Origin of the sequence: Streptococcus parasanguinis (genome assembly GCF_031582885.1) — a bacterium.
GTDB classification, from domain to species: Bacteria; Bacillota; Bacilli; order Lactobacillales; family Streptococcaceae; genus Streptococcus; species Streptococcus parasanguinis_M.
In genome coordinates this window covers 1,059,924-1,076,172 of the sequence record NZ_CP133988.1, presented here as the reverse complement: position 1 = coordinate 1,076,172, position 16,249 = coordinate 1,059,924, and the positions used below count along the sequence as shown (strand labels likewise).

At 42.8% G+C, this 16,249-nt stretch carries 12 protein-coding genes; 3 read left to right on the top strand and 9 right to left on the bottom strand.

What is annotated here, in order from left to right:
* Window positions 1–58: 58 nt before the first annotated feature.
* From thrS to ccpA, 4 genes are all read right to left on the bottom strand, one after another.
* Entirely contained in the window at window positions 59–2,002 is a 1,944-nt protein-coding gene (thrS, locus tag RDV49_RS05080) for a threonine--tRNA ligase (RefSeq protein WP_003008158.1), read from the bottom strand.
* Window positions 2,003–2,355: 353 nt separating this feature from the next.
* Complete coding sequence (locus tag RDV49_RS05075) at window positions 2,356–3,678, bottom strand: glycosyltransferase family 4 protein (protein ID WP_003008160.1); 1,323 nt, start codon at window positions 3,676–3,678, stop codon at window positions 2,356–2,358.
* Between the two features lies 1 nt (window position 3,679).
* A complete protein-coding gene (locus RDV49_RS05070; protein ID WP_003008161.1) occupies window positions 3,680–4,678 on the bottom strand; it encodes an LTA glycolipid anchor biosynthesis glycosyltransferase, IagA/BgsA family in 999 nt (332 codons plus the stop codon).
* Window positions 4,679–4,819: 141 nt separating this feature from the next.
* A complete protein-coding gene (gene ccpA, locus RDV49_RS05065; protein ID WP_003005429.1) occupies window positions 4,820–5,824 on the bottom strand; it encodes a catabolite control protein A in 1,005 nt (334 codons plus the stop codon).
* 160 nt (window positions 5,825–5,984) lie between these two features.
* Here ccpA and RDV49_RS05060 point away from each other — a divergent pair, with 160 nt between their 5' ends.
* Window positions 5,985–7,067, top strand: coding sequence for a M24 family metallopeptidase (locus RDV49_RS05060; protein WP_003008166.1), 1,083 nt, complete (start codon window positions 5,985–5,987; stop codon window positions 7,065–7,067).
* Between the two features lie 240 nt (window positions 7,068–7,307).
* Here the strand turns inward: RDV49_RS05060 and RDV49_RS05055 are convergent, their stop codons facing one another.
* The 4 genes from RDV49_RS05055 to RDV49_RS05040 all read right to left on the bottom strand — a co-directional run bounded on the left by RDV49_RS05055 (window position 7,308) and on the right by RDV49_RS05040 (window position 12,403).
* Window positions 7,308–7,757 carry an Rrf2 family transcriptional regulator gene (locus tag RDV49_RS05055; protein ID WP_003008168.1) on the bottom strand — a complete coding sequence of 150 codons (450 nt, stop codon included), beginning with the start codon at window positions 7,755–7,757 and terminating at the stop codon, window positions 7,308–7,310.
* Between the two features lie 111 nt (window positions 7,758–7,868).
* Complete coding sequence (locus tag RDV49_RS05050; protein ID WP_003008170.1) at window positions 7,869–8,711, bottom strand: metallophosphoesterase family protein; 843 nt, start codon at window positions 8,709–8,711, stop codon at window positions 7,869–7,871.
* A 253-nt stretch (window positions 8,712–8,964) separates the two neighbouring features.
* Window positions 8,965–11,688 (bottom strand): ABC transporter permease, encoded by a 2,724-nt coding sequence (locus RDV49_RS05045; protein ID WP_003008172.1) that lies wholly within the window; start codon window positions 11,686–11,688, stop codon window positions 8,965–8,967.
* A 13-nt stretch (window positions 11,689–11,701) separates the two neighbouring features.
* Window positions 11,702–12,403, bottom strand: a complete 702-nt coding sequence (locus RDV49_RS05040) for an ABC transporter ATP-binding protein (RefSeq protein WP_003008174.1) — start codon at window positions 12,401–12,403, stop codon at window positions 11,702–11,704.
* A gap of 170 nt (window positions 12,404–12,573) precedes the next feature.
* On the opposite strand from RDV49_RS05040, the gene RDV49_RS05035 reads away from it, so the two are divergent.
* Together RDV49_RS05035 and RDV49_RS05030 are read left to right on the top strand one after the other, a co-directional pair.
* Entirely contained in the window at window positions 12,574–13,920 is a 1,347-nt protein-coding gene (locus RDV49_RS05035; protein WP_037608002.1) for an Nramp family divalent metal transporter, read from the top strand.
* Window positions 13,921–14,413: 493 nt separating this feature from the next.
* The gene (locus tag RDV49_RS05030; RefSeq protein ID WP_003008179.1) at window positions 14,414–14,956 is read left to right on the top strand and encodes a TetR/AcrR family transcriptional regulator; all 543 of its coding nucleotides are present in this window, start codon (window positions 14,414–14,416) and stop codon (window positions 14,954–14,956) included.
* Between the two features lie 416 nt (window positions 14,957–15,372).
* Here RDV49_RS05030 and tehB read toward each other — a convergent pair whose 3' ends face one another.
* Window positions 15,373–16,233: an SAM-dependent methyltransferase TehB gene (tehB, locus tag RDV49_RS05025; protein WP_003008182.1), complete on the bottom strand. Its 861-nt coding sequence runs from the start codon at window positions 16,231–16,233 to the stop codon at window positions 15,373–15,375.
* Window positions 16,234–16,249 lie beyond the last annotated feature (16 nt).

The window sequence follows — 16,249 nt, the reverse complement described above, 5'->3', positions numbered from 1 at the left end:
ACAACTATTTCAGTTGTTGCTTTTTAGGTGGCTGAGATTTTGTTCTAGGTTAAATGGTTTATTTCTCAACACGAGATTTATTGGCAATATCTGTAAGAATTAATTCTACAAATGCATCCACTGACATGGTTTCTGTTTCTTTTTGGCCATAACGACGCACGTTTACAGCCTTGTCTTCCATTTCCTTGTCCCCAACGATCAATTGATAAGGAATCTTTTGAGTTTGAGAAGCACGGATCTTGAACTGCATTTTTTCATTGCGTTCATCCACATCAGCACGAACACCACGGTCACGAAGTTTCTTAGCCACTTCCCAAGCATAGTCTACGTGTTTTTCGTTCGATACTGGAATAAGGGTTACTTGGTGAGGAGCAAGCCAGGTTGGGAAAGCTCCCTTGTAGTTTTCAATCAAGATCGCAGTAAAGCGTTCCATGGTTGAGATAACCCCACGGTGGATCATGACCGGACGATGTTCTTCCCCATCTGCTCCGATGTAATGAAGATCAAAACGTTCTGGAAGCAAGAAGTCCAATTGGATGGTAGAAAGGGTTTCTTCTTTACCAAGAGCTGTTTTCACTTGGATATCCAATTTTGGTCCGTAGAAGGCTGCTTCTCCTTCAGCTTCATAGTACTCAACACCCATATCATCAACGGCTGCTTTCAACATGCGTTGCGCATTTTCCCACATTTCATCGTTGTCAAAGTATTTGTGTTTGTCTTCAGGATCACGATAAGACAAGCGGAAACGGTAATCCGTCAAGTTAAAGTCTTCATACACATCGATGATCAATTGAAGGATCTTCTTGAATTCTTCCTCGATTTGTTCTGGAGCCACAAAAGTATGACCATCATTCAGAGACATTTCACGGACACGTTGCAAACCAGTCAGAGCACCAGATTTTTCATAACGGTGCATCATACCAATTTCAGCGATACGGATTGGCAATTCACGGTAAGAATGCACATGGTGTTTGTAGACTTCAATGTGGTGAGGGCAGTTCATTGGACGAAGAACAAACTCTTCTCCATCCCCCATATCCATTGGTGGGAACATGTCTTCGCGGTAGTGATCCCAGTGACCTGAAGTTTTATAAAGTTCTACAGAAGCAATTGGTGGAGTGTAGACGTGTTGGTAGCCTGCTGCTACTTCTTTATCAACGATGTAGCGTTCCAACTCACGACGGATGGTCGCACCATTTGGCAACCAGAATGGAAGACCTTGACCAACTTCTTGAGAAATCATGAAGAGGTCAAGCTCTTTACCAAGTTTACGGTGGTCACGTTCCTTAGCTTCTTCACGCATTTGAAGATAGTTCTTCAAGTCTTTCTTGTCAAACCAAGCAGTACCATAGATCCGTTGCATCATGGCATTGTCGCTATTCCCACGCCAGTAAGCACCAGCAACGTTAAGAAGGTGGAAGATTTGGATGCGACCAGTTGATGGGACGTGTGGGCCACGGCAAAGGTCAACGTATTCACCTTGACGGTAGATGGTCAACCCACCTTCGTCTTCTGAGTGTTCTTCAATCAATTCCAATTTGTATGGATCATTTTTGAAGATTTCACGCGCTTCATCCTTGGTCACTTCTTCACGAATAGATGGGAAGTTTTCTTTCACGATTTTCTTCATTTCTTCTTCGATACGAGGAAGGTCTTCGTTAGAGATTTGACCAGCTTGGTTGTCTGTATCGTAGTAGAAACCATCTTCGATCGCTGGACCGACACCCAAGTGGATATCTGGGAAGAGGCGACGAGCTGCTTGAGCGAACAAGTGAGCCGCTGAGTGACGCAAGATTGGAAGAGCGTCTTCGTGATCAGGTGTCACGATTTCAATGCTTCCATCTTCAGTGATGGCACGAGTTGTGTCAATCAATTTGCCGTTGAATTTACCAGCAAGGGCTTTTTTAGCCAAAGAATTGCTGATTGATTGGGCAATTTCAAAAGTTGTAACGCCAGATTCGAATTCACGAACAGCGCCATCTGGGAAAGTAATCTTAATCATGATTTTCTCCTTATAAAGTTTTTAGTAGCTAAATGGGTGGGAGGTGTCTTTGAACATTGGAATCATCATTCCTTTTGATGTCTTCATTAAGAAATCAAAAAAGCGACCTCCTCAAAAGGACGTCGCAACGTGGTTCCACCTTCATTTATGTTCCTCAAAAAAGAGGGACACCTCTGATTGGCTCTAACGTAGCCACCGTTTTATGTTTGCATAAAAGAATCACGAGTAGTCCCAAACCTATCCTCTACGCGATTTCCAGCCCCACGCGCTCTCTATCAGATTTCCTAGATTTGATATGTCTCTGTCAGTTATTATAGCACGATTGAAAAATTTTGCAAGAAAAAGTTTCATTTTCAATCAAAGAAATGTGTGATTTTACGGATTTTCTTCACTTGTTTGACCGAAGCCTTCATCATCTTCACAGATCCATTGACCGGAAGAGCAATCACCTTGGTCGGGATTTTCACAATGGTCTTAGACATCCGCTTGACTCGACTTTGCTCAGGATTTAAATCATTTGAAAAGTCTTTAGAGATGATTTTATCCAAGTAAAATTCGTAGACCCGACGGCCAAAGGTTGCTGCAGAAATATCATCAATCTTTTCTGCCCACTTGGTCTCATCGATTGCGGGCATCTCGTCAATCGCTTCAAGAATCGCTTGTGCCAGATCGCTCTCTTCATAAAAGAGCTTTCCAAACATAGGGTCATCAATCACATGATTGAGATAAGGATTGCCATGAGCGATGATTGGAGTACCACTTGCAATACTCTCTAAATAGGTCAATCCTTGCGTCTCACTCGTTGAAGCTGAAATAAAGAAGTCAGCCGCTTTATAGTAGAGAGCTGTCTCATTTGGTGGGATCATCCCTGTAAAGACAACCGCATCTGAAATCCCCAGTTTCGCCGCTTGTTTTTTCAAATCATCCAAATAAGGACCATCTCCAGCAACGATCAACTTAACTTTTGGATTGACCTTGAGGACATCAGGAAGAGCCGCAATAACAGCCTGAATATTCTTTTCATAAGAAACCCGCGACAGACTCAGTAAAAGCGTTTCATCTTCTGCGACTTCATATTTTTCACGAAGGGTTGCTGTCTCTGTCGGAGTGATTTCTGGCCGGTCAAACTTGGCCAAATCAATCCCTGTCGGAATAATGCGTTTTTCTGCCTTGACCTTGTACTTTTGGAGCAAGTCATAGACGATCTCACTTGGACAGATCACTCCGTCCAGATCATTCATATAACTTCTCACAATGTATTTGACCATACTTGGGCGAATGACCATGCCTCTTGCAATATAGCGGACATAGTCCTCATACTGGGTATGGTAGGTATGAATGACTGGAATCCGCAATTCGCGTCCAATCCACACTCCCAAAAGGCCCAGTGAAAACTCAGTCTGGGTATGGATAATATCCAACTGGTATTGCTTGGCAATGGCAAGCGCCTTTGAGAATCCACGATAAGCAACGCGGCGGTCCTTAAAGGCGAAGAAAGGCACACTTGGAATCCGAATGATCTGCCAATCTTCATAGCGGTTGACATCTTTATCCGTTGTCGTAAAGATAAAGACTGTGTGACCCAATTTTTCTAATTCTGTTTTGAGCGTCCGAATACTGGTCGCCACTCCCGAAACTTGCGGGAAATAGGTATCTGTAAATAACCCTACACGCATCTTACATCTCCAAAACTGTTTGATAGGCTTCGACCAATTGATAAGCCACTAAGTCGATCGAACGACTTTCAGCGACCTTGTAGCCCGCCTCCCGCTTGTCTACTTGACCGTTCAAGACCTTGTTCAAGGAATCCACAAATTCGTCTACATTATGGCACAATTCAGAAGACGTCTCGTCGATCCAGCCATTGTATACTGGAATATCCCGCAAGACCGTGTGCTGATGACTGGCCAAGGCTTCCAAAACAACGATTCCTTCTGTTTCTTCATAAGATGGGAAGAAGAAAGCATCTGAACCCGTCATGGCCCCTTGGAAGACCGCTCCCTTGAAGTAGCCAGGGAATTCCACATTACTCGGATGATCCTTTTCCACGATACGACGAATCTTACGCGGAATGATCCATTTGTTGATAGAACCTAGCCAAATAAAGCGCACATCCGGCATGCGACGGGCCACTTCTACGAAATCTTCAATCCCTTTGCGTTTAAAATAAAGCCCTGCACAGATGACAACCTTTTGGCCTTCTTGGATATTAAAATGCTTTCGAAAGACCTCTTCTTTTTTCGGATCCTTCTTGTATTTTTCCAAATCAATCCCATTGGAGACCGCGATAATCGGTGTAGTCACCCCATAAGACTGAATCAGGTGTTTGGAATACTCAGATGGCGTGATCACATAGTCTGCCTTTTGGTACATGTGAGCTAAATACTTCCCAAACAAGGGCGCAAAAAAGTTAGACCCGATAAATGAATTTTCAAAATCCTCACGGGTTGAATGGCCATGCATGATGACTTTCTTTCCACGACGCTTTGCTGCATGGAGCAAAAGGAAACTCCGTGGGCCATAGGTATTGATATGCACCACATCATAATCTCCTAAAATATCTGTCGTATACGGAATCCCAGCCAAATCAAGCGCATGCATTTGATGCTGCAAGGCTCGACCAATTCCTGATTTTTGTAAGACGGATTTTCCTTCTAAATACAGTAAAACTTTCATACCCTCTATTATACCGAAATAAAGAGTGCCCAGCAAGTCTCTACCTGTTTGCAGTATAAAAAAGAGGCTAGAACAGTTCTGTTCTAACCTCTCAGACTAGTAGACACGTCTTCCCATGTCGAGACTCTAGTCTACTAATCCCTATTTTTTGGTCGTTCCACGTTGGTTGATCGTATGAGACAACAACACTTCGCGTTCTTCCAACTCTTCTTTGTGCATGATCTTGGTCAACATGCGCATACTGATCGCACCAAGGTCATACAAGGGTTGGCCAATCGTTGATAGATTTGGACGCGTGTAACGAGTTACTTGTGAATCATCGCTGGTAATAATTTCAAAGTCTTCTGGTACCTTGATTCCCTTATCAGACAAGCCGTTCAAGAGCCCTGCAGCCAATTCATCCCCTGTTACAAAGGCAGCTGTTGCTTTTGACGCAATGATGCGTTCTGCCAAGTTATAACCTTCATCGTAACGGTACTTGGATTCAAAGACAAGCCCTTCGCTATAGCTCAATTTTTTCGCTTTTAAAGCTTCTTTGTAGCCTGTCAAACGAATTTTTCCATTGATATCATCCACCAATGGGCCACTTACAAAAGCAATTTTCTTGTTGTGTTTTGCCAACTGTGTAACAGCATCCACAGTCGCTTGCTTGTAGTCAATATTGACACTTGGCAATTGGTGTTCAACATCCACTGTACCAGCAAGGACAACTGGCGTCCGAGAGCGTGAAAATTCTGAGCGAATCTTTTCTGTCAAATGATAGCCCATGAAAATGATCCCATCCACTTGTTTTGAAAAGAGGTTGTTTACAACTGAAACTTCTTTGTCATCGTCTTCATCGCTATTTGCAAGAACAATATTGTACTTGTACATTTCAGCAATGTCATCGATCCCCTTAGCCAATGTAGAGAAATAGCTATTCGTGATGTTTGGAATCACAACACCGACTGTTGTTGTTTTCTTGCTAGCAAGACCACGCGCAACAGCATTTGGACGGTAATCCAAGCGTTCGATCACTTCTAAAACTTTTTTACGTGTATTTTCTTTAACGTTTTTATTCCCATTTACTACACGACTAACGGTTGCCATTGAAACCCCTGCTTCACGGGCGACATCATAAATTGTTACTGTATCGTCTGTATTCATAAGATTTCCTTTCATTGTTGAAAATTTCGTTTTCACTCTCTAATTAATCCTATTTTATCATGGATTGTAAACACTTTCAAGTATTTTGGTAAAATTTTGTAAACTCTTGCTTTTTTGGGGAAAATTTGACAAAATAGATCCATAGAAAGAAGGTAGCATTATGTCTAAATTAGATCAAATCGTCGATTTTCTTGAAACTGAAAAAACAGATGTCGCTGTTGTATCCGATCCTGTCACCATCAATTACCTAACTGGATTTTACAGTGATCCCCACGAACGTCAACTCTTCTTGTTCGTTTACACAGACCACGAACCACTTCTCTTCGTTCCTGCCCTTGAAGTGGAACGGGCGACTGCAGTTGTCGATTTCCAAGTGGTTGGCTATGTGGATTCTGAAAACCCTTGGGAAAAGATTAAAGGGGCTATCGCAAAACCAGATGCCAAAACTGTTGCACTTGAATATGATAACTTGATCCTTACCAAATACAATGGCTTGCGCACTGTCTTTGAAAAAGCGGAATTTACTAACTTAACACCACGAATTAACCGGATGCGCTTGATCAAATCTGCTGATGAGATCCAAAAAATGTTGGTGGCTGGTCAATATGCAGATAAGGCTGTCAATATGGGATTCGACGCCATCTCACTGGATAAAACAGAAACTGATATCGTAGCAGAAATCGACTTTGGTATCAAACGCTTGGGTTATGAAATGAGCTTTGAAACCATGGTCTTGACTGGAAATAATGCAGCTAACCCGCACGGAATTCCTGGAAGCAACAAAGTCGAAAACGATGCCCTCTTGCTCTTTGACCTTGGCTGTATGGTGAATGGTTATGCGTCAGATATGACTCGTACAGTTGCAGTTGGAAAACCAGATGATTTCAAAAAAGAAATCTACCACTTGACGTTAGAAGCTCAACAAGCAGCCATTGACATGATCAAACCTGGTGTAACAGCACATGACGTCGACCGTGCTGCACGGAGCGTCATCGAAAAAGCTGGTTATGGTGAGTACTTCAACCACCGCCTCGGACACGGGATCGGAATGGACGTGCATGAATTCCCTTCTATTATGGAAGGAAATGACATGGTACTTGAAGAAGGCATGTGCTTCTCAGTCGAACCAGGAATCTATATTCCAGGTAAAGTCGGTGTCCGTATCGAAGATTGTGGGTACGTCACAAAAGACGGATTTGGACTCTTCACAGAAACCAGCAAAGACTTACTTTACTTTGACTAATCCTTTTGTAGGTCCAAGTCGTACCATACAGAATGTTTCGTTAATAATGATAAAAAATGAGGCTGGGACAAAAGTCCTAGCCTCTTAATTATCTTTGGATTGTCGAGCAAGACGCAGTGGTTGAGTGGGCTCTACTACGCTGATTTCATTAGCTTTTACAGCCCTACTCAACTGTGCGGAGGTGGGACGACGAAATCGAATTCTAACGAATTACCGATTTCTGTCCCACTCTCATTTTTCTTATGAAACCGATTCTAGATTCATTTTTTTCTGCGTGTCTTCTACGACGTCTTTTAAAGTGGTTTGAGACATTTCTTTTTCCATAGCAGTCTGAATGTCCTCAAGCTTCCCATCTAAAACATTGTGGATATTGTGGCCAATTGGGCAGGCTGGATTTGGATTGTCATGAAAACCAAATAATTGACCTGTCGAACCTAAGCATTCTACCGCTTGATAGATATCCAGCAGGCTGATCTCATCGGATGCTTTTGCGAGCTCAGCTCCGCCTGTCCCACGCGCTACATGGATCAATCCAGCTTTCTTCAACTGAGACAAGGTCTTTCGAATAATAACAGGGTTCACACCGACACTTCCTGCCAAAAAATCACTGGTTACTTTTGTTTTTTCTCCTTGTAGAGCAATCATGATCAAGACATGAGTCCCAATGGTAAAGCGACTCGAAATTTGCATAACTTCACTCCTTTCTACCCGTTTTGAAGGTAGAGTCTATTGAACAACAGTCAAGGGACGACTTTCGTTATTCCTATTATACTCTTTTTAGTTGTAATGTCAACAGTTACACTATTGGAAGAAGTCCTCTAGCCAAGCATCGATTTCCCGATCATGACCTTCTCTCTGCTCAATTTCATGAAGTAGCTCATGATTGTGGGTATGATGAATGCCATTGACCAAACTTTCATAATACACTTGGTAATAAGGAAGATGGAGGTCTTTGGCGAGTTGCAGTTCTTTTTGGACATCATAGTTCACCCGTCTAAAATCTACATCTTTTAGCCCCATTTGATCAAATTCAAGAATAGCATACATGGCCCGAAGGTCCTTGCGAAGATTCTTTTCCAAAAAGAAAGGTTGACCGATCGAGCCAGGATTGATAATCAGTTCTCCTCCTGTCCCGTAACGGAAAAACTGCTGGTGAATGTGTCCGTATACTGCAATATCACAAGACGGGTTTGTCACCAAACGATCAAAATCCTTCTGCTCACCAATATGGATCAATTCGCGACCCCAATTCTTATCAGGTAAGTGGTGGGTAATGCCGATCTTTAAACCTGCGATTTCTCTATGAACCTGCATGGGCATTTTCTGCATGTCTTCAATTTCCTGGGGCGTGATTTCTTCAAGAATATATTGACACTGGCGCATGAGGTAGCGATGACTGGGTCTGGTCTCATCCAACATCCCCCTCATAGCCCGCCAAAGACTATCTTCCCAGTTTCCAAGGACTTTCACCGTAATAGGAAGCTCCTCTAACAGCTCCAAAAGAGCGCGTCTACCTGTTCCAGGCATCAAACTATCTCCCAAGAGCCAATATTCATCCACCTTGGCTTTTCGACTATCCTCTAGGACAGCTTCCAAAGCTGTCGTATTTCCATGAATATCTGAAAGTAAAGCAATTTTAGTCATGATCTTCTCCTACTCTCCATTATAACAAAGAGAAGAAAAACTTCCACCCTGAGGTGAAAGTTTTATAAACATTCGTTGCTGGTGAAATGAAAAATAAGGTTAGAGGACTCATTTTGTCGCTATCAGCTACGGGCTTTGTATCTTATAAACGAACACGCCTACAACTCTTTGGAAAAAGATAAATCCAACTAGAAGCGGACGCTTCGTCGTGGGATTTCCTATTTTCCTTTGAGTTGCTTAACGGCTTTGTATCTTAGTCTACTGATTTGAGGGCTTCGAGCATGTCTACTTTTCGGAGATAATGGTCAACATAAATTCCTAACAGGACCAAAAGAAGGATCAGTCCCCCTACAGGGAAGAGGAAAACACCAAGTCCTACTTTGGGGTAAAAGAGAATGGCATCTGGTGCAATCATGGCAATAAGAAATTGATGAAGATAATAGCCCCCCACTAACCCCATGAGGATCCCTATGATAGACAATAAGATGGTTTCGCGGTAAATATAGAGTGTCACTTCCTTATTATGGAATCCCAAGACCTTGATGGTCGATAATTCACGGATCCGTTCTGCCACATTGATATTGGTTAAATTATACAAGATCACGATAGCTAACAAAACCGATACAACTACTAGAATCATCATGGTGGTGTCCAACGATTTGGCAACTGAGTTAAAGAGGGAAATCATCGAAGCATTTTGACTGACTGCCTTCACAGCTGCAAGAGCCATCATGTCCCGACTAACTGCTTGCACTTGTTGTGTGGATGAATTTCGCAGCTGTACCAAATAGCTGTTTTCTGAAGTCCGCTCTCCGTAGATTTTTTGGTAACTTGCCTGATCCATATAGATAAAATGGCCGACATAATTTTCAGTGATTCCTGCCACCTTAAAAGAGTGGCCATCTAGGGTCAGTCGATCCCCAACTGTAATCTGGGCTAGTTGTGCCAGTTTGCTACTGATGATAACCCCTTTCTTTAGAGACAAGGACTCCCCTTGCTTGAAAGAACGCAGGCTGACAAAGGGAGAAAAATCTGCACGATCCGTAACCAACATCGTAACGGTCTGTTTGTCGTGTCCATTTTTTAAAGAAGCTTCAATGACCTTACTATAGATAGCTCGATAATCCTTGATGTCTGATTTTGCCAGACGATTGGTTAGTTCTTTGCTTTCTTGGTAGGAGGCATTCGTTTTTTTGGCTACAATCAACTCATAAGATAGGATCTCTTGAAATTGGCGTTTGGAAACACTTCCTACAGAAGATTGAATCCCTAGCCCTGCAAAGAGAAGAGCAACAGAACCCGCCACTCCAAAAATAGTCATCATCATCCTTTGTTTGTAACGAAAGAGATTACGAGCAGTAACCTTGTGCGTGAAATTCAGACGTTTCCAAATAAAATGGATACGCTCCAGAAAAATTTTCGAACCAGATACTGGTGGTTTGGGCAGTAATAAAAGATTGGCTTCTTCTTTTAATTCCTTACGAGCAACCCAGTAAGCTGGAAGCACACTCGCGATGAAAGATAGTCCGAGAGCAATCAGAGTTATATCCCTATAAAAATACTCTCTGCTCTCTCCTATAACCATCCCTTGCGTAATAATGTTGGAGATGATTCCCGATAGGAAATAATGCCCCAACAAGGTTCCTAGAAGGGTTCCAATCGTACCAGCAAAGAATCCATAGAGGACAAATTTGAGAATGATGTCCTTGGTTCGATAGCCCAACGCCTTAAAAACGCCTGCATTGGTCCGCTCTTCATCGACAAAGCGCGTCATCGTGGTGAAGGTTACCATGGCTGCTACCAGATAAAGAACGACCGGAAAAATATTTCCGACAGCAGAGATACTGCTACTAGCATTGCTATACATCAGGTAACCTTGTCCGCCTGGCATGGTCTTGCGGTCATAGACATGATAAGTTGGAATTTCCAGCTGATCTCGCTCGGTTTGGGCTTTTTTTAGCTCCTCCTCTTTTTTTGCAAGCTCCGTTTCACCTTCGGTCCAGTCCTTCTTTTTCTGATCCAGTTGTTCTTTAGCTTGATGGATTTTTTCTTGACTGGCTAGATGCTCTTTAGCTGGCAGAAATGGAGCTAGTTTACTGAGTTGCGTCTCCTGCAAGTCTAATTGCTTTTGAGCCTGATCGATCTGATTCTTGGCTGACTGGAGGGTTTCCTTGGCACGACTGAGTTCTTTCTGGCCTTTTTGGATCTGCCCATCCGCCTCCTTCTTGAGTCTTTGATAGCGAGCCTTTCCATTGTCTTTCAGAAGTTTTTCTAACTCTTCTTGGTGAGCTTCGAGCCGTTTTTGGTAGGCTTGCGAAAAAGAATCCAAAGATCTCAGATCATCAAACTGGATCCGCGCCATCACAGGGAGTTTAGTCGTAAAGACCTCTTTTGAAACCAGAGCATAGGCATCCAGATTCCCACTGCCACTCATGGCAGTGCCTAAATTCTTTTGAGACCACATCTCAGAGGATTGAACAAAGCCAACAATGGTGAATTGCTTTTGCTTTAAACTAGACCTAGTTCCCGCCTTTTCTTCAAGTGTGAGGGTATCCCCTAATCGATAACGATCCTCCCAAAAACTCGCTAGGGCCAATTCCCCTTCTTTTTGAGGCAGACGCCCCTTGGTCACACGAAAAGAAGAGAGACTCTTTGGGGGAGAAAAAAGTCGGATTGCCTTTCCTGTTCCTTTCAACGTCAGATCCAGCAGTGAACCAAATTCGACACGCGTCCCTTTGAGTCCTAAAAGCTCCTCTTGGTCTACCTGGTCTAATCCCAAGTCCCCCATGACAGCAAGATCTAGCATCTTTTGTTGCTGAATAAACTGGTTAGCCGTTCGATGCATATTTGGAGTAGTCACCTTTAAGCCTACCAAGGCCAAGCTTCCCAACAACATCAAGGTTAAGATGGAGAGAAAACGTCCTTTTGAATGTGTAAAAGAACCAAACAGATCCTTCCAATAGACTTTTCGTTTCATGCTAGCACCTCTTCTAATACTCTAGTGTAGCAATATCTTGAGGAAGCTCATTGATTTCTACCGACTTGACCTTGGCATCATGCATGCGAATCACACGGTCTGCAATCAGGGCTAAAGCAGCATTATGGGTTACGATGATGACCGTCGCTCCCTTTTTACGAGACATGGCCTGTAAAATCCCCAATACTTGCTTACCTGTCTGGTAGTCTAAGGCTCCTGTAGGCTCATCGCAAAGGAGAATTTTAGGGTTTTTCGCCACTGCCCGAGCAATCGCCACCCGTTGTTGCTCTCCACCTGACAATTGTGCAGGAAAATTATCAAGACGATTGCCAAGTCCTACTTCTCTTAAAACGGCTTCCGGATCCAAGGCATCAGAGACGATTTCTGAAGCCAATTCGACATTTTCCTTGGCTGTCAGATTGGCTACTAAATTATAAAATTGAAAGACAAAGCCAACGTCATCTCGTCGATAATCCGTTCGTTGATGGGAATTGAGCTTAGAAATATCCACCCCATCAATCAGGACCTGTCCTTCGTCATTCGTGTCCATCCCTCCTAAGATATTGAGAACTGTTGATTTTCCAGCTCCTGACGCCCCTAAAATAATGACCAATTCGCCTTTTTCAATCTCAAAAGAAACATCCTGATTAGCGAGAATCTCCGTTTCTCCACTAGTGTATCGCTTGTAACAGTGCTGCATTTCGATGTAGGCCATTTTTTCTCTCCTCCCTCCTATTTCCTATCTATATTATAGTCCTTTTCGTATAGATTACAAAGAAATCGAGGCATCACCAATAGTGATTCTTCCTCATTATCATGAACTATTATAAATTTTATGCTATAATTAGAGAGAAATTTGATTTATTCTTAGAAAGAAGGCTCATCATGAGTTTACAACAGTTTGAAAGGAAATCTCTTCAAGAAATCAACCAGTCTATTGACGTGCCAAAAGGCATCCCCTTTTGGAAGACTCTTCTACTCTTTTCAGGACCAGGAAGTCTGGTAGCTGTCGGCTATATGGACCCGGGAAACTGGATTACCAGTGTGGTCGGAGGGGCACAATACCGCTACCTCCTCTTATCAGTGGTTCTTCTCTCCTCTTTAATCGCCATGCAGTTGCAACAAATGGCTGGGAAATTAGGGATTGTCCATCGTAAGGACCTGGCCCAAACAACCGCCCATCACTTGCCAAAATGGCTTCGCTATACCCTTTGGATTGTGATCGAACTTGCCTTGATGGCGACAGATTTAGCGGAAGTCATCGGCTCAGGGATTGCCCTCCACCTCCTCTTTGGTTGGCCTTTGCTCTTTTCCATTCTGATCACCATCTTTGATGTTTTCCTCTTATTGGGCCTTATGCATCTAGGATTCCGAAAGATCGAGGCCATCGTATCAACCCTGATCCTCACAATCCTTGCGATTTTTGGTTATCTCGTCTTTCTTTCGAAGCCAGATATCGGGGGAATCTTCGCTGGCTTCCTCCCTCAAAAAGAGGTGCTGGGAATTGGGCTTCCAAAAGGAAATGAAGCCCTGACCTTGGCACTTGGAATCATCGGAGCAACGGTGATGCCCCACAACCTCTACCTCCACTCTTCCATTTCGCAAACGCGAAAAGTTGATTATAAGGATCCAGCAGATATCAAACGGGCAGTGCGCTTTATGACCTGGGATTCAAATATTGAATTGAGTTTGGCTTTTGTCGTCAACTCCCTCCTCTTGATTCTTGGAGCGGCCCTCTTCTTCGGGCACGGAGATAAGATTGGTGCTTTCTCTAGCATGTACAATGCCCTCAAAGATAACCATATTGCTGGTGCCATCGCAAGTCCTTTCTTGTCCACTCTCTTTGCCATCGCTTTGTTAGCTAGTGGTCAAAATTCAACCATTACTGGGACCCTAACCGGTCAAATCGTTATGGAAGGTTTCTTGCGATTTAGACTACCACAATGGGTGGTGCGTCTCATGACTCGGATCATTGCCCTCCTTCCCGTTATCATTGTCGCAATTTTATTCGGTGACCAAGAACATGTCCTCGATGACCTTCTGGTATATTCTCAAGTCTTCCTATCAGTGGCCCTTCCTTTCTCCATCTTCCCTCTGGTTTATTTCACCTCCAACAAGGAAATCATGGGAGAACATGTCAATGCGAAATGGAATACGTTCTTAGGCTATCTCGTTGCGATTGTCTTAACCATCTTAAATTTCAATTTGATCGTGACAACTTTTATCAAATAAAGAGAGAGTGGGACAGAAATCGGTAATTCGTTAGAATTCGATTTCGTCGTCCCACCTCCGCACAGTTGAGTAGGGCTGTAAAAGCTGATGAAATCAGCGTAGTAGAGCCCACTCAACCACTGCATCTTGCTCGACAATCCAAAAATAATTGAGAGACTAGGACTTTTGTCCCAGCCTCTTTTGGTTTATTACACTCCCTTTTCCATCTTGCTCCTCCATTTCCTAAAAATTTCCTGACCATTTTTTTAGGAGGGAATTATTTTAAATCACTAATTATTGTGAGATTTTCACAAAATCTTGTCAGTGCCCGTCATTCATAAACTTGTAAAATTTTTGTACACTTTCCGTTATCTGTACAAAAATTAGAATTGTTGTCTAATTTATTCTTTTGGAGTATAATGCTATTTGTTAGTGCCGTAAAATTATTTAACATATAAATTATTTTAACGTCAAATAAATATAAACAGATTGATACAACTACAGAAAGGAACATATGGTACGCCAAAGACAAACAACAACCAAGTCAGACTTACGAAATGCGCTCTCAAAACTCCTCTTGCAACAACCTTTTGAAAGCATCACTATTCGACAATTAACTGAAACCGCTGGGATTAACCGCGGGACCTTCTACTTGCACTATGTCGATAAATACGATATGTTTGAGCAAATGAAAATGGACATGATGCAAGAATTGGATAGCCTCTTCGTTGAAGGAAGCCCTGTCAAGGTAAACTTTCTCAATGTCTTGACTGCTATTAAAGAGAATTATGATTTTATTTATGCATTGTCCCAATCCTGCTGCTCAGACTTCCGTAAACTAATAAGAAGTTTTACCCTCCATGCATTAGACGATACTCCCCATGCGAAAGAACACATCATTTCAGACTTTCAAGTTCCATACAAGTATGGGCTAGAAATTTTCATCGCTACAATCGAATCTGTGATTGTGACCTGGTTAGAATCTGGTGCCAAGGAAGAGCCAATCGAAATCGGGACGATCATTCTTAGCGTCTGCGACTTTGCTAACTGGAACTAAATTCCCCAACCTTTTCCTTCCTTTATGGAGAAGGTTTTTCTTTTTGGCAAATAAACAACATTCAGATCACCTTGTCCAACTTGTTTGTAGAAAGCAAAAAGGCAGGATCCTAACATCCTACTTTTAGAATGTAGACAAATTACTTTAAAGTAAAATAAGTTAAGCGATTTTGCAAAAAAAAATAAAAATGAGTTCCAATTTTTAAATCGATTCAAGAAAATACCGAAACTTTCCGCTGTGAGAAAAGTGCCTGAAACAATAACATTTCAGGCACTCGGGAGTTTTGAGACCCTAGGCTCAAAACTAAGTCTTGGAACTTCGAAGAAGTTCGCTGACGTCCGTACTCACCTAAGGAAAGTTTTTTATATGACTTTGTCTTCAATCTGAAGGCAGGATCTTAACATCCTGCTTTTTCTTTATTTTTTCTTTGCCAACATGGTTGCAAATCGAAGTTGAATCCGATGGCCATTTTCATCTCGACGATGGAGATGGCCTGGATTTTCATTGTACTTGACCAACTCCCAATCCTTGTAATACTCCGCCAATTCTCCTTCTTTAAAGGTGAACGAGAAGGGCATCTGGCAGGGATAATCTTCCGTATCCATGGCACAGACAATGAGATTGTAGCCACCTGGATTGGTATGCTCTTGCATATTGCGGATAATCGCTGGAATCCGATCAGCCTCTAAAAACATGAGGACCACTGTCGATACGATGAAATCATAGTTTTGGGTAAGAGCTGCAGCATTGATATCATAGAGTCCCACTGGCATATCTAGATCTTCCTCAGCGACAATACTTTGTAAGATATCAAGAGCCAGTTCATTTTGATCCACAGCTGTCACGTCAAAGCCATGTTGGGCCAAAAAGAGGGCGTTGCGTCCTTGCCCGCATCCTAGATCCAATGCCTTTCCAGCGGGGACAATTCCCACTGCTTCTAGCACTTCTGAATGGACAGGATTGGTATTGTATTTTTTGGGGAAATAGTCTTTTGGCTCACAGTAAAATTCTAGGTACCACTCCACATCGTCAGTCGCCGCTTCGACACGATGCCAGGCCTGGGGCTCGGCCATGGGGTTCTCTGCTCCTGTTTCAAAGAGGTGGCTCGCGATTTCTTCCCCCTCTTCGGTCAATTCAATAAATCGTAACTGACCTTTTAAAACTGTAATCTTCCCCCAGGTTCCCACCTTGGTATTGTGCTTTCTTTGAAGAGCTTCTGGCATGGTATCCTTGGTCCAGATAGGCATGCGTTTGTAAGCGATCAATTTTTGTGTCATACTGCTTCTCCTTTTT